Here is a 14,703-nt window from a genome sequence, read left to right as displayed (position 1 = left end):
TCTGTCGCTCATTCGGTCACGGTCCTGGTGGCGCTTCTTGTGACGGACCGGGGTTCGGTCCGGTACCGGTTCCGTACGGTGGCGGCGGGTTCAGCACGCCGGGTACTGGAGGCGGCGGCGCACCCGGCGGTGGCGCGGCCCATAGCGGCAATCCGTCCGGCCCGAACAGAGGCGCCCCATATGGCGGTGCTCCCGGATAGGGCACCGGTCCAATTGCCGGCGGCCCATCACCCCGTACGCTCGGCGGTTCTGGCACCCCGCGAGTCGTGGGGAGCCAGTTGACATAGAAGGGGCTCCCGATCCCCGGATTCGGGCGGATGTCGAGACCCGTGCCCCAACCCGTGTTGGTGACCAGCTGGCGCACCGGGAACTGCTTAGCCGGATAGGGAAGCGACCCACACCCCGGCTTGCCACCCGGCCCACCCTTCGCCGCAACGACGGGCACATTCTCCGGGAACTTGTATGGATCCTTGCCGAAGTGCAGTCCGGCATCGGCGACCAGGCTGCGGCCGTTTCCACCGATCGAGGCGTAGGCGCCGTTTTCAAGGTAGTAGTGCGCGCCCACGAGCATGCAGGTGTACGACGGGTCGTACTTCAGCAGCAGATCTGTCGTCGGCTCCAGCGTGTTGATTGCGTCGACGAAGGTGTTCGCGTGGGGTTCCAGCAGTCCGATTGCGCTGCGTGAGAAGCCAATTGCGTTGAGGAGCAGGCTGTCCAGCGCGTCGGATTGGTTCGTGATCGTCGCGCTGGTGGTGCTGGCGGCGTCCAGCGTCGCCAGGATGTCCTCTGCCGCAGCACTATAGGTGTCGCCGAAGCCCTTCAACGACCTGAAGTTCTCCGCGACTTGGTCCATCCGCGGGTTGACGGCCAACAGAACCTGGTTGGCGTCGACGGTCGCCTCGCCGATGCGTTCACCCTTCCCCCGTACGCCCTCGGCGATTGCGCTCAGCACTGCGTTCAACTTCGACGGGTCGATCTGATCCAGAACTCCGAGCAGACTCTGAAAGACCGTGTTGACCTCGGTGCTGACATTGCGTGACTGCAGCACCGCGCCTGATGTGAGTCCGTGCGCGCTCGGATCAGCCGGTGGGATCAGCTCGACGTACTTGGCTCCGAACGCCGTCGTCGCACGGATCTCCGCCTGCACGTTGGCGGGAATTCGGCCGGCCTGGTCGGGATAGATGTCCAGCTTCAGGCTCACCGGCTGCCGGCCACCTTCGATGCCCGCCACGCGTCCGACCTGGACGCCGAGCATCTTGACCTTTGCGCCAGACTCCATGACGAGGCCGGATCGGTCCGAGGTCAGCGTGACTGAGACGAACTTCCGGAAGGTTCCCGCGAACAGGCCGACACAGAGCAGAACGGCGGCAATCAGCGTGACGATGAGGCCGGCCGACCACCAGCCGGGGTGGATGCGCGCATACAGACTCTTGGTACCCATAGTCGCTATCCCGAGAGGTTGAAGTTGCCGGACTGGCCATAGATGGCCAGCGAAACCAATAGGACCGCGAGGGCCGAGGCCACCAACGAGGTGCGCACTGCACGCCCAACTGCCTCGCCGACCCCGGCTGGGCCGCCGCTGGCCGTGAACCCGTAGTACGTGTGGACCAGCATGATGACGACGGCCATCGTGACCGCGAGGAAGAACGACCAGATCAGGTCAGTCGGACTCAAGAAGGTGTTGAAGTAGTGGTCATACACGCCAGTCGACTGCCCGTAGACATAAGTCGTACCGAAACGCGCTGCGAAGAACGACATGAGGACGGCCACGCAGTACAGCGGGATCACCACGATGATGCCCGAAATCACTCGGGTCGACGCCAGATAGGCCACCGATCGGATACCCATCACCTCCAGGGCGTCGATCTCCTCGTTGATCCTCATCGCTCCCAGCTGGGCAGTCGCCCCCGCACCAATGGTCGCCGCCAAGCCGATTCCCGCGGTCAGCGGAGCGATCAATCGAACGTTGAAGTACGCCGATGCGAAACCTGTCAGAGCCTCCACGCCGACCTGAGAGAACTGGTTGTATCCCTGGACAGCAACCAGCGCCCCGGTGGTCAACGTCAGGAATCCCACGATGACCACCGTTCCGCCGATCACCGCCAAAGCTCCAGAGCCCAGGCCCATCTGGGCGATCAGGCGCAGCAACTCGGTCCGATATCGGCGGAAGACGTCACCGATCGAGGCGAGCGTCTCGACAAAGAACTGCGTCTGTACGCCCAGCTGAACCCAGCTGTCCGACCAGCGACGCAACCTACGGTGCAGCCGCGGGAATCGCGAGCGCAGCACTACCTGACTCATAGCGTGACCTCCACACCCACGGCGCTCGCGAGAATGTTGATTGCGAACAACGCCACGAACGTGAAAACGACTGTCTCGTTCACCGCATTGCCAACGCCAGCCGGCCCGCCGCCGACCGAAATGCCCTTGTAGCAGGCGATCAACCCCGCGGCCAGGCCGAACAGTCCCGCCTTGATCAGTGCAGTCACCACGTCCGCCAGGCCGGTGATGATCGTCATCCCACCCGCGAAAGCGCCCGGAGTCACGTGCTGAACGAAAACCGAGAAGAAGAAGCCGCCCGCAATGCCGACGAGGATGACCACCGACGACAACAGCACCGCCACGAACGTGGCGGCCAGAACCCGCGGCACCACCAACGCCTGGATCGGGTCGATACCCATGACCCGCAGCGCATCCAGCTCCTCGCGGATCGTCCGGGCACCGAGGTCGGCGCACATCGCAGTCGCCCCGGCGCCGGCGATCACCAGCACTGTCACCACTGGGCCCAACTGAGTGACGGTGCCATACGCCGCGCCAGTGCCTGAGTAGTCCGCAGCCCCGAACTCGATCAACAGAATATTGAACGTGAACACCAACAGCACGGTGAAGGGGATGGACAACATCAACGTCGGTAGCAGCGATACTCTTGCGACAAACCATGACTGGGTGAGGAACTCGCGCCACGCAAACGGCGGCTTGAACATCAACACGAACGTGTCCAGTGACATCGCAAAGAAGCCACCGACCCCGCGGAGCGGTTTCATCGCAGTATCTCTACCGATCAACTTCGGTTCCTCTGTTTACGCGGCGATGCCGCTGGTGGCCGCTTGCCCGGAACGAGGAGTTGTCTTCCGACGCCCTCGCCGCGGACGGCGCCTATGGAGCGATATGACTGTGGAGCTGTGGATCTTTCGGTGTATGCCGTCAACGAGGGCGAGTGAGGATCGCTACCCCGTCATTGGATGTCGCCCCTACAGGCGGTGATCGCGAACGGCTGGCGCTGGTTTGCTGCCAGCCGGTTCACCGGCTCGAGCTCTAGACTCGATGGTCATGTTCAGGGAGGCTACCGTGACCCGCATCACGCGTCAATGGTGTTGCGGCAGTTGGTTCAATAGTCGTTCGTGCAAATCGCACACATGGTCCGTCAATCACCCGATTAGCGTGAACCCGCTCTGCCACAGGCATTTTCGTCACCTTTGGATCGTTCGGGACACTCACGCCAAGTGCCGACCACCGCACAGCATCATCACGTGACCCGCCGGACAACCGCTGATCGCACATGTAGTTGAGATCGAGGAACGTCGGCTTGCTGACTACAGCACAGCGCGTGAATGCGCCCACAGCACAAGGGAGGGTGAGCGACTCGTCGGACGGGCACGCATCGACTTGGCACTACGAGGAGTTCCCGGTGGCGTTCTACAGCGGGGAGATGAATGACTTAGATTGTTGCGCACCATGATCACCTTGTGGCGGCCCTACCCACCGGACGTTTCGCCAATCGGACTTGCCTGTTCACTCTCATCTCCGATCGCGTGGGTCAAATAGGCTTTCGCTTGGTTCACTTGGGTGCGGGTGCTCAAGCCGCCGTGCAGTCCCGGTGGGTCAATGCCCCGTTGAGATGGGTTGGGCGTCCGAGTGCGCGGGCCACGCTGCGGTGCATTTCGGTGGTCGATGGCTCATTCGCACCGACGGTCAGACTCTCGCGCATCGACGGCCATGCCCAGCGACGCTACCGCCACCCACAGCCTTCGTCAATGCCACTATTGACAAAGGTTCCGTAGCGCGCCTTGATCGCGGCCCGGCCCCAATCGGATCCACGGCGCGTTGGCTCATTGCCGTTGCCCGCCATCGAGGCCGTAGATGAAGTCGTGGATGCTGGCGATAGCAGCCTCGTAGACGTCGGCCATGTGCACCGGAAGGATGACATCCGCGGCGTGACAAACCCCTTCGACGGTGCGAGTGCCGGTGCGGACGCCGGCCTCCTCGAGCTTGCCCAGATAGGCCAGGCCTTCGTCGCGGAGCGGGTCGAGTTCGTTGACCGATACGAAATGCGGTGGCAGCCCGCGCAACTCCTCGACTGTGGCGTGATACGGCCAGCACAGCGGGTCTGTGTCATGGCTACGGGCGGGGTCGTACACGGTGGCCATGATGTCCATCAGGGCGCAGGACAACAGGTAGCCGTCGTTCTCGACCAGGGAGGGCAGTTCGCGTACGCGTTGAGCCTCCGGGGCGCCATACTGTCCCGAGATGTAGGGCACCTGTGCATAGACGCCGTCGATCAGGTGCAAGTGGCCGTCCCGCTTGGCCTTGAGTGCGGTCGCCAGGGAGAGGTTCGCTCCGCCGGACTCTCCCGCGACGGTGAGGGTGGAAATGCCCAGCTCCTCGCGGTTCTCGTCAATCCAGCGCAGGGCCGAGCTGCAGTCGTTGAGCCCAGCCGGGAACGGATGCGGGCCGAGAACTCCGGCGGCATTGCGGAATTCAACCCCAATCACGACGGCACCGGTCTGGGCGATCGCGTTGCGGAAGCGTACATATTCCGGGCCGCCCGCGGACAGGAACACCATGCCACCGCCATGGATGTGCAGCACCCCCGGAATCGGTGCCGTCGCGGTGGCAGGCCGACTGATAAAGAGAACGATCTCGTTGTCGTCGACTCCGGTGATCGTCACGCTCGATTCGACGACACCGTCGATCGCGGGCGCCCCGCCCAACAACGCGCCGAACACCGCGCCGAAGCCTCCCTCGAGTTCGTCGAGGAAACCCAGCTGTGCCGAAAGTGGCGCGGTGGAGTCGAATGGCGTTGTGGGAGTGGCTCGGTCGAGTTGGAACGGAGCCAGCGCTTCGACCATCCGGGGATCGCTACGAGGATCGCTATGCAGTTCGAGGGTGGGATCCCCGAGACGTCCCGGCAAGCTCCCGTCCTTCGGACCATTCGTGGCTGATTGCGGCAGTGTTGTCATCGGGTCCCCTTTTCGACTGGAGGTATCGCCGGACAGACCAACCGCCGCGGCGTGAATTCAGACCCGGGCCACGTTCGCTCGATGTCCGGCGAGGCAGTACCGGCAGTTGGTACTGCCTCGCTCGAACTGTCTTCGACCGTTGTCCCGGTTGGCTTCTCAGGCAGGTTGGCGGAGCTGTGACCGCATCTTGATCCACTCGGGCATGCACTTCTGGGCGAACAGCCGCATACCCTTCTCGGCCTCGGCGTACGGGCGACCGCCCAGCGAGAACACGCCCGCGAGGTCGTAGTCACCGGCGACCTCGAGGTTGGCGCGCAGCTTCTCCAGCACCTGCTCCGGCGTCCCGTAGGTTTGGGCTTGGATGTAGCCCTCGGCCGCGTTCTCCAACCCGGCCTCCTTGAACAGCTTCGACATCTGGTCATAGGACTCGTAGCTCTTGATGCCCGCGAAGTGATCACCATCGAGCTCGTAATGCCCCATCAGAACCATGAAGTACGAGCCGATCGCCTCCCGATGCAGCCGCTCGGCCTCCTCGGCGTCCTCGTGCACCGTGATCATGTCGGCCATCATCGGCGCCGGCGCGGGCACACCGTTGGCCTCCTCATAGACCTCGCGGTAACGCTGCAACTGCGGAGCGATCTGGGGCATCGGGAACTGGATGAAGCTGGCCATCCTGATCCCCAGCCGAGCCGCCCCCAGCTGGGACTCCTCCGACATCGCGATCTCGGTGGTCCGGCCCGTGAGCGAGATCCCCGAGAATGGGGCGATCTGGGTGTGCGGCTGCCGGTAGTGCGGTCCCTCACCGCTGATGAAGCCGGTCTCCTGCGCCTTGGCGATCATCGCGTAGGACTCATCCCAACGCTCCCGCGCCTCTGCCATGTCGATGCCGAACCCGGCATACTCCTTGCGCGACAGACCCCGACCGAACCCGACCTCCACCCGTCCATTGCTCATGATGTCGAGCAGGTTGATCTTCTCCGAAACACGCAGCGGGTCATTCCACGGCAGGATGCACGCGCCGACCCCGATCTTGATCTGGCTGGTCTTGGCCGCCAAATAGGTCAGGTAGAGAAAGTTGTCCGGACACATCGAATACCGTGCGTCGAAGTGGTGCTCGACGCACCACACGGCCCGATACCCCATCTCCTCGGCCGCGATGGCGAGGCGCATCTCCTCGTGCATGAAATCGTGCTCACTCAACCCCTCATGCATATTGCCCATCATCAACATCAGGCTGGGGGTCAAATCCTGCTGGCTCATACTCAGTCTCCTCGCGAAGTTCGATACATAGGGGTCAGGAATCCATCTGGGACACACCGGTCAAGCCCAGCGCGCCGTCGATACCGATGGTCTCGCCGGTCACGTAACCGGCCATGTCGGAGGCCAGGAAGGAAATCAGGTGCGCCACTTCCTCTGGGGTGCCGAACCGACCCGCCGGAATGCCGGCGACGATGCCTGCGCGGACCTCCTCGGGAAGGGACTTCATCGCCTCGGTGTCGGTCCCGCCCGGGGATACCGCGTTCGCGGTGATGCCGTGCCGCGCCTGCTCGGCGGCAAGCGTCCTGATCAGGCCGAGCAGTCCCGCCTTGGATGCCGCGTAGGCGGCCTGCCCTGGCATCCCACCCTCCGCGGCGACGGAGGACATCGCGATGATCCGACCGAAACGCCGCTCGCGCATACCGCTGAGCGCGGCCTGGATGGTTCGCCACGCGCCGGTCAGGTTCACGTTGATATCGCCCTGCCACTGCTCTGCGGTCATGTCCTGCGATGGCGCGACAGTGCTGACGATCGCCGCGTTGGCGACGACAACATCGAATGTGGCAAACAGCTCGGGATCCAGCGGGGAGGAGAAGACGTCGAGCGTCAGGTCGCAACCGGGCGCGATATCGAGCGTCACGACGTCCATACCGTCCTCGCGGAGCCGTCTCGCCGTGGCCGCACCGATCCCGCGCGCGGCACCGGTGACCAATGCCTTGCGGGTCATCGGTTGGCCTCCATCCAGCGGGTCAACTCAGTGACGTCCTGCGGGTACACGTCGGCCTTGGCGATCAGCCCGTCAACCACCTCGTAGACCTCGACGTAGGGCATCCGGATGACAGAACCGGTGCGATGCGATGTGTAGACCGCGGTCATCTGGCACGCCGCGGTGCTGCCACCGTCGAGGATCCTTGCGCCTTCCACGCCGAGCGAGAAAGCGCCCGCGATCTGGGGAAGAAGGGTGTTGAAGAACACCTCGGCACCGCGATAGACCCCACCGAAGGGCAGGCTTTCCGGCTCAATCACCACGATGTCGGGGTGCAGCACCGCGGCCATTGCCTCGCCGTCCATAACCGAGACCGCATCGATGAACCGCCCGACGACGGCGGTGGCCGCCGTGTCCAGAACTTGTCCCATGAGCACTCCTCACCTCGGGTTGTCACGCTCGCCCGATTTCAATTGCTGACCGTTGTCAACTGCTTATCACGCTGTTAAGCTGCAACTTATCGCCGCGTTAAGTAACCTGTCAATAGGAGATTTCATGACCCGATCGGCCAGCGACCTACCCCAACGGCACCTGATGGATCCCGAGGTCATGGAATGTCCGTTTGGCTACTACGCCGAGCTGCACGCCGACCAGAACCCGGTCCGTGACGAGGGGCTCGCCGGCTGGATCGTCTCGGGTCACAGTGATCTCGTTGCGCTGAGCGACGAGCCTTCGCTGTCCAACCAGTTCCACGGACCGGACGGCATGAAGCTGATGGGCATCAGCCCGGAGCCCTTCTCGCCGGAGGTTCAGGAGCTCAGCGACTCGATGCAGCAGATGGCCAACGTGATGCTGTTCGCCGACCCGCCCACCCATACGCGGACCAAGGCGCTGTGCGCGAAGGCGTTGACGCCGGCTCGGGTCCGCGCTATGCGCCCGATGATCGAGAAGATGGCCGACACCCTGATCGAGTCCTTCGCCGGCGACGGGACTTGCGACTTGGTGTCCCAGTTCGCCGCGCCGCTGCCGTCACAGGTGATGGGTTATCTGCTCGGTATCGACACCGCGTACATGGAGGACTTCAAGCGCTGGGTCGACCACATCGCGGCGGGGGTCGGGGATGTGCTGGACAACGAGCAGCGACTCGTTGTCGGCCGCTCGATCAAGGAGGTGCAGGAGTACCTGCTCGCGCGGATCGAGCAGGGACGGAAGACCCGGACCGATGACCTCATCGACGCGATCATTCACGCCGAGCTCACCCTGGACGATGTCGACGCCGACGGTGCCGTGATCAGCGGACCACGCCGGCTCGACGAGAGTGAGATCCTCGCGATGGTCGTTCAGCTGATTGGTGGGGGCGTCCACACGACGACCCAGTTGATAACCCTGACACTCGGCCACCTCGTGCAGCAGCCCGAGGCCATGGCGGCGGTCCGCGCCGACCTCGGACTCGTGACGAACGCCGTTGAGGAGACGCTGCGCCTGGAGTCACCGGCCCAGTTCGGCCGCCGAATCGTCACGGCGCCAGTCCAGGTCGGCGATGTCGAGATCCCGGCTGGCGCCACGATGGGCCTCTGCTGGGGCGCGGCAGGCCACGACCCCGAGGTCTTCCCAGAACCGGAGCGTTTCGACATCTACCGGGAGAACGTGCGCAAGCACATGGGTTTCGGCCACGGTCGGCACTTCTGCCCGGGCACGCATGTGGCGCGGGCGGAGGCCACGATCGCCGTGACGTCGCTGCTGCAGCGGCTCGAGGACATCCAGCTGGTGGACGGCACAGTGCTCACACCCCTCCCGTCCTTCACCTTCGCAGGGTTGGTCTCGCTGCCGGTCACGTTCCGGCCAGCGAGCTAACGTATCGGTGTGACGCGGGAGCAGGAGAATGCAGCGAGTACCTCACTTCCGGATCTCCGCGCGCGACCCGACCGGCGGTCGGCGCCCGTGCGGGCCGAGATCCTCGACTCCATGGCACGCCTGCTGAACAGGGGTCGTCTGCACGAGTTCTCGGTCGAGAACATCGCACAGGAGGCGGGTGTCTCACGCCCGACGTTCTACTCCTATTTCGCCTCCAAACTGGAGATCGTGCTCGAGCTGTACCAGGTCGCCGCGGCCGAGATGTACGACGCGGTGACCCCGATCTGGAACCGCCCGGCAGACCAGACCCCGCCGGACGCAATCCGGCAGGGCCTGCGCGCCATGGCCGACGCCTGGATGCCGCGCCGCTCGGTGTTCGAGGCGGCCGTTGAGCTTCGGTACGCGGACCCCGAGATGATGTCGGCCTCGAAACAGACGATCGCCTACTTCGCCCGCGCCATCGGAGCCCAGCTGGATGCCGACCGCGAAGCTGGGATCGCTCCTCCAGGCCCGGCCACCGGACCACTGGTCACGACACTCCTGTGGTCGTCCGAGCACGCGCTCTACATCGCAGGCCGCGCGCTCAGCGACGACCTTCCCGACGAGCACTCAGCAATCCTGCCGCTCGAGACGATGTGGCTGGGTTCGCTGTACGGCATCGTCCCCACGGCGCCGTGAGTCGGTCTGCTACTTCGCGGGCCGGTCGGCCAGGATTCTGACCAGCGGCTCGCGGTCGATCGCGCGCTTGAGAATCTTGCCGGTGGAGCCCTTCGGCAACTCGTCGACGAACTTCACCACGCGTGGAATCTTGTAGGCCGACAACCGCTCTCGCGACCACGCGGTGATCGCGGGCCCGTCCTGGGGTGAGCTTGGGTGGACGACGATGACCGCAGCGACCTCTTCGCCGTAATGCTCGTGCGCGATGCCAACGACAGCAGCCTCGATGATGTCCGGGTGCTCGTAGAGCACCGCCTCGACCTCACTGGGGTACACGTTGTACCCGCCGCGAATGATCAGATCCTTGGCCCGGTCCACGATCCGCAGGTTGCCCTCGGCGTCCATCTCTCCGATATCGCCGGAGCGCAACCATCCGTCTGCCGACAACACCTCGGCGGTGGCCTCCGGGCGATTGTGGTAGCCGCGCATCACCGTTGGGCCCTTGATGTACACCTCACCGGCGGTGTTCACCGCGATCGGTTGGCCCGCTAGGTCGCGGATCTGAATCTCGGTGTCGAACACCGCCAGGCCGACCGTCCCGGACGGAGCCGTGGCGCCGCCGAACGCCGCGACGGCGGTGGTCTCAGTCAGCCCGTACCCCTCGAGCAACGTGCAGCCGAACTTCTCCTGGAACGCCCTGGCGACCTCGGTCGGCAACGACGCGCCCCCGGATATGGCGAGGCGAAGATCGGCGAAGTCCGCGGCGGTCGCGTCGCCGGCGTCGTGCAGCATCGCATTCCACATAGTCGGGACCCCACACATAATGGTGAGCCGATCGCTGCGCAGCATGTCCAGCATCGCTCCGGCCGAGAACCGTGCCAGCAGCGACATCGTTGCACCGGCGGTGAGCGCCAACATCAGCACCGCCGTCTGACCAAACACGTGAAATAGCGGCAGGCCGGTTCCGACCCGATCCTCGGGTGTGGCGTCGGTGAGCCGTGCGGAGATCTCTGCTGCGGACAGCACGTTCCCGACGGTCAACTCGGCCCCCTTGGGCCGGCCGGTGGTTCCGGATGTGAAAAGGATGACGGCCACGTCGTCAATCGAGCGGTCATGTACCCCGGCCGGGCTCACGTCACCAGCCACTGCCGCGCCCTCGGCCAGGCTCACGTGGGCAATGCCAGCAGTTGCGGCGGCGTCGGCACTGGCGGAGCCCAGGTCGTGCCATGCGACGACGAGCGAACAGCCGGCGTCACCGATGAAGTACTCCAGCTCTGCCCTCGTCGACATGGTGTTGACCGGAACCACGACTGCACCCAACGCGTGAATGCCGAGGTAGGCGATGACGAACTCCGGCACGGTCGGTGCGATCAGCAGCACGCGGTCTCCCGGTCCGATGCCCTGCCGGCGAAGCGCCCCGGCGTAAGCCAGGGCGGCGTCGCGGAGCTGTGCGTAGGTCCAACTGCTCTGCGCGCCCTGCACCGCAACGTGCTCGGGCCGCCGGTCGGCGTGGCTGAGCAACGGCGTCATGACGTTGACCATGTCAATACCTCTTCCGATGATGCGGTTCTACGCACGCCGACACTCGGCGCGGTATCGGGATGCCCGGGATCACAACGGAATTCAGTCGACCCGTTCAACGGCGACGAAAGTCGAATTCATGGCTGGACTCTGCGACAGCGGATCCAGGTTGTCGTCGGGGATCAGGAGATTGCGGTTGGAGCCATAGGACTCGGGCGTGCCACCGTTCTTGGGGTCGAAGATCCGTGATCCCCAACCGTGCTTCATGACCACGACACCGGGCCGGGGCGCGTCACTGATCTGCACGGTCGTCTCCAGGGAGCCCACCGTCGAACTGATCCGGACGCGGTCACCGTCGGCGACCCCTATCTCAGCAGCGTCCTTTGGGTGGATCTCCACATCGTTCCCGCGGTGTTTCTTGTGCAGGCTCGGCCCTTCGTTGAGCCAGGAGTTCATCGAGTGCCTGCTGCGCTTGTTGGAGAGTTGGAATGGGTACCCCTCCGGCGCCTTCGGGTGCGGTAGGCGCATGAGGCGCCGGCACTCGCGCATGAACTGCGGTGGCGCAGCGTGGATCTTCTTGTCCGGTGTGAACAGGTTGTTCTTCAGATGTCCGAACTCCCGCTCACCAAACACCCAGCCGTGCGGGTGATCAAGAATGTCCTTGTACTTGATTCGTCGGCCAATCCGGACCAGGAGCCGGTCGAGCCACGACGGGTGGAACGCCAGCCCGGGCCGATTGAGAATTCGGGACAGGGCTCTCGTCGTCTTCACGAACGTGTTGACCCCGCGGACCCCGAACAACGGCCGGCCCATGGCGAGCGTGAGATCGGTGAAGAACTCCCACTCGTTGCGCACCCCGGGTGGGGCCTCCACGGCACGCCGCCCGTAGTGGACGTAGGGCTCGTCCCGGAACTGATTGGTCAGGATCGAGAGGTCATTGCGTTCGAGCCAGTGGGTACCGGGGATGAGCCAGTCCGCATGGCGGTGGCTCTCCCGTTGCACCAGATCGACGGCGACGAGCAGTTCGAGATCCTCCAGCGCCCGGTCGAGCTTGTCACCGTCGGGACCGGATACGACGGGATTTCCCGAGTTGATCACCATCGCGCGGATTTGGCCCCGGCCCGGGGTGAGGATCTCGTCGGCGAGCTCGGCGAGGGTATGCGCACCGGCGACCATGGGCCGGCCGGCTACCCGGCTGATGTGCTTGGATTCCGGGAACATCTTCTGCGCGAGCGCGGCGGTGTTGGAGAATCCGCGTTGGTAGAACTGGCCACCGGGCCGGTCTGCCCGCCCGGTCACGTGCACCAGCAGCCGTCCCAGCCACTCCCCGATCGTGCCGGTGACGTGGTGTGACACACCGGTTCTGGTGACCAGTTGCGCGGTGCGGGCGGTGGCGTACCGCCGGGCCAGGTCCTGGATGGTCTCGACCGAGATATCGCAGCGCGCAGCCAGATCCGCCAGATCCGCCTCCGCCACGAGATGCCGAACATCGTCCATCCCGTTGAGTTCGGCGCAGTCGGCGGTGTGTTCCAGGCCCTCATCGAGGATGACCTTGAGCATCGCGAGCAGCAGCGCCCAGTCCTGCCCGGGCCGGATCGCCAGATGCTCCGACGCCGCGGCGGCGGACTCGGTTCGGACCGGGTCGACGACGACGATGGTGGCGCCCTGTTTCTGGCGTTCCAGCATCCGCCGCCACCCACCGGGGACAACCTCGATCCACATCGCCACGCTCACAGCAGGATTGCTGCCGACCACGACGAAGAAGTCGCAGTCATCGACATCAGACACCAACAGCAGCCACGAGGAGCCGTACATGGCCTCCGAGACGACATGCAGGTTGTTCTCGTCCACCGAACCCACGTGGTAGCGCTGGCCTGTCCCGATCGCGTCCATGAATGCGTTGTTGAACGGAACGTTCGGAGAGTTGAAGGCGGCTGGGTTGCCCATGTAGCAGCCCACCGAGTCGGGGCCGTCGCGGTCGATGATCGCGTTCAGCCGTGTGGAGATGTCACGGATCGCCTCATCCCACGTCGCCTCCACGTACTCGGTGCCGACGCGTCGCATCGGCGCGGTGATCCGTCGAGGATGTGAGATCACCTCCGCCGCAGTGCGTCCCTTCGCACAGAAGTCATGCCAGGTGTGCGGATTCTCTTTGTCCGGGGCGATCTTCGCGACCTTGCCCAGGTCATCGAGGGTCACAACCACCCCGCAACCGGCATTGCAGTATCCACAGTGGGTGGTGATCGTCTTCAAGCCGTCGGTGGTAGTCATCGGGGCAGGCCCACCGCCGGTTGCCGGAGTTGTGTGCGCATCTTGATCCACTCGGGCATGCACTTCTGGGCGAACAGACGCATACCCTTCTCGGCCTCGGGGTAGGAACGACCACCCAGCGAGAACACCACCGAGAGGTCATAGTCACCGGCGACCTCGAGGTTGGCACGCAGCTTCTCCAACACCTGCTCGGGAGTCCCAAAGGTGTTGGCCTGGATGTAGCCCTCAGCCGCGTTCTCCAACCCGGCCTCCTTGAACAACTTCGACATCTGGGCGTAGGACTCATAGCTCTTAGTGCCCGAGAAGTGATCACCATCGAGCTCGTAATGGCCCATCAGGACCATGAAGTACGCCCCGATCGCCTCACGATGCAACCGCTCAGCCTCCTCGGCATCCTCGTGCACCGTGATCATGTCGGCCATCATCGGCGGCGGCGCGGGCACACCGTTGGACTCCTCATAGACCTCGCGGTAACGCTGCAACTGCGGCGCGATCTGAGGCATCGGGAACTGAGTGAAACTGGCCATCCTGATCCCCAGCCGAGCGGCCGCCAGCTGCGACTCCTCCGACATCGCGATCTCAGTGGTCCGACCCGTGAGCGGAATCCCCGAGAACGGAGCGATCTGGGTGTGCGGCTGCGGATAGTGCGGCCCCTCACCACTGATGAAACCGGTCTCCTGCGCGCGCGTGATCATCGCGTAGGACTCATCCCAACGCTCCCGCGCCTCGGCCATGTCGATACCGAACCCGGCATACTCCTTGCGCGCCAAGCCCCGGCCGAAACCGACCTCCACCCGACCGTTGCTCATGATGTCGAGCAGATTGATCTTCTCCGAGACCCGCAGCGGATCATTCCACGGCAGAATGCACGCACCGATCCCCAGCTTGATCCGACTGGTCTTGGCCGCCAGGTAGGCCAAATAGACAAAGTTGTCCGGACACATCGAGTACCGCCCGTCGAAGTGATGCTCAACGCACCACACCGTGCTGTAACCCATATCCTCGGCCGCGATGGCGAGACGCATCTCCTCGTGCATGAAGTCGTGATCACTCAACCCCTCATGCATATTGCCCATCATCAACGTGACGCTCGGGGTCAAATCTGGCTGGCTCATCTACCGTCTCCTCGAAAGTTCATTACTTAGGTCAGGAATCCATCTGGGACACACCGGTCAGACCGGTCGATCACCACGGAGA

12 protein-coding genes are annotated in these 14,703 nt (G+C 64.3%); 2 read left to right on the top strand and 10 right to left on the bottom strand.

Features of this window, described 5'->3' with window-relative positions:
• Positions 1–16 precede the first annotated feature (16 nt).
• The 7 genes from ACZY0X_RS30630 to ACZY0X_RS30600 form a co-directional block, all read right to left on the bottom strand.
• On the bottom strand, positions 17–1,441 hold the full coding sequence (locus ACZY0X_RS30630; protein WP_463775773.1) for an MCE family protein: 1,425 nt from the start codon (positions 1,439–1,441) through the stop codon (positions 17–19).
• Positions 1,442–1,446: 5 nt separating this feature from the next.
• Complete coding sequence (locus ACZY0X_RS30625) at positions 1,447–2,301, bottom strand: ABC transporter permease (RefSeq protein WP_463775772.1); 855 nt, start codon at positions 2,299–2,301, stop codon at positions 1,447–1,449.
• On the bottom strand, positions 2,298–3,044 hold the full coding sequence (locus ACZY0X_RS30620; protein WP_463775771.1) for an MlaE family ABC transporter permease: 747 nt from the start codon (positions 3,042–3,044) through the stop codon (positions 2,298–2,300). The genes ACZY0X_RS30625 and ACZY0X_RS30620 overlap by 4 nt, the downstream gene beginning before the upstream one ends.
• Positions 3,045–4,109: 1,065 nt before the next feature.
• Positions 4,110–5,129 carry an alpha/beta hydrolase fold domain-containing protein gene (locus tag ACZY0X_RS30615; RefSeq protein ID WP_463775769.1) on the bottom strand — a complete coding sequence of 340 codons (1,020 nt, stop codon included), beginning with the start codon at positions 5,127–5,129 and terminating at the stop codon, positions 4,110–4,112.
• Positions 5,130–5,396: 267 nt separating this feature from the next.
• Complete coding sequence (locus ACZY0X_RS30610; protein ID WP_463775768.1) at positions 5,397–6,500, bottom strand: LLM class flavin-dependent oxidoreductase; 1,104 nt, start codon at positions 6,498–6,500, stop codon at positions 5,397–5,399.
• A 34-nt stretch (positions 6,501–6,534) separates the two neighbouring features.
• Positions 6,535–7,224, bottom strand: a complete 690-nt coding sequence (locus tag ACZY0X_RS30605) for an SDR family oxidoreductase (protein ID WP_463775766.1) — start codon at positions 7,222–7,224, stop codon at positions 6,535–6,537.
• The gene (locus ACZY0X_RS30600; protein WP_463775765.1) at positions 7,221–7,634 is read right to left on the bottom strand and encodes a nuclear transport factor 2 family protein; all 414 of its coding nucleotides are present in this window, start codon (positions 7,632–7,634) and stop codon (positions 7,221–7,223) included. The genes ACZY0X_RS30605 and ACZY0X_RS30600 overlap by 4 nt, the downstream gene beginning before the upstream one ends.
• Positions 7,635–7,758: 124 nt before the next feature.
• Here ACZY0X_RS30600 and ACZY0X_RS30595 point away from each other — a divergent pair, with 124 nt between their 5' ends.
• Together ACZY0X_RS30595 and ACZY0X_RS30590 are read left to right on the top strand one after the other, a co-directional pair.
• The gene (locus tag ACZY0X_RS30595; RefSeq protein ID WP_463775763.1) at positions 7,759–9,057 is read left to right on the top strand and encodes a cytochrome P450; all 1,299 of its coding nucleotides are present in this window, start codon (positions 7,759–7,761) and stop codon (positions 9,055–9,057) included.
• A 9-nt stretch (positions 9,058–9,066) separates the two neighbouring features.
• Positions 9,067–9,735 (top strand): TetR/AcrR family transcriptional regulator, encoded by a 669-nt coding sequence (locus ACZY0X_RS30590; protein WP_463775762.1) that lies wholly within the window; start codon positions 9,067–9,069, stop codon positions 9,733–9,735.
• A 9-nt stretch (positions 9,736–9,744) separates the two neighbouring features.
• Here the strand turns inward: ACZY0X_RS30590 and ACZY0X_RS30585 are convergent, their stop codons facing one another.
• From ACZY0X_RS30585 to ACZY0X_RS30575, 3 genes are all read right to left on the bottom strand, one after another.
• Positions 9,745–11,256: an AMP-binding protein gene (locus ACZY0X_RS30585; protein WP_463775760.1), complete on the bottom strand. Its 1,512-nt coding sequence runs from the start codon at positions 11,254–11,256 to the stop codon at positions 9,745–9,747.
• An 81-nt stretch (positions 11,257–11,337) separates the two neighbouring features.
• Positions 11,338–13,506: a molybdopterin-containing oxidoreductase family protein gene (locus ACZY0X_RS30580; RefSeq protein WP_463775758.1), complete on the bottom strand. Its 2,169-nt coding sequence runs from the start codon at positions 13,504–13,506 to the stop codon at positions 11,338–11,340.
• The gene (locus ACZY0X_RS30575) at positions 13,503–14,621 is read right to left on the bottom strand and encodes an LLM class flavin-dependent oxidoreductase (RefSeq protein ID WP_463775756.1); all 1,119 of its coding nucleotides are present in this window, start codon (positions 14,619–14,621) and stop codon (positions 13,503–13,505) included. The genes ACZY0X_RS30580 and ACZY0X_RS30575 overlap by 4 nt, the downstream gene beginning before the upstream one ends.
• Positions 14,622–14,703: the final 82 nt, after the last annotated feature.

The sequence above is a fragment of the Mycobacterium sp. IDUB_39 genome, from assembly GCF_055419205.1.
This window is presented reverse-complemented; position numbering and strand designations above follow the sequence as displayed.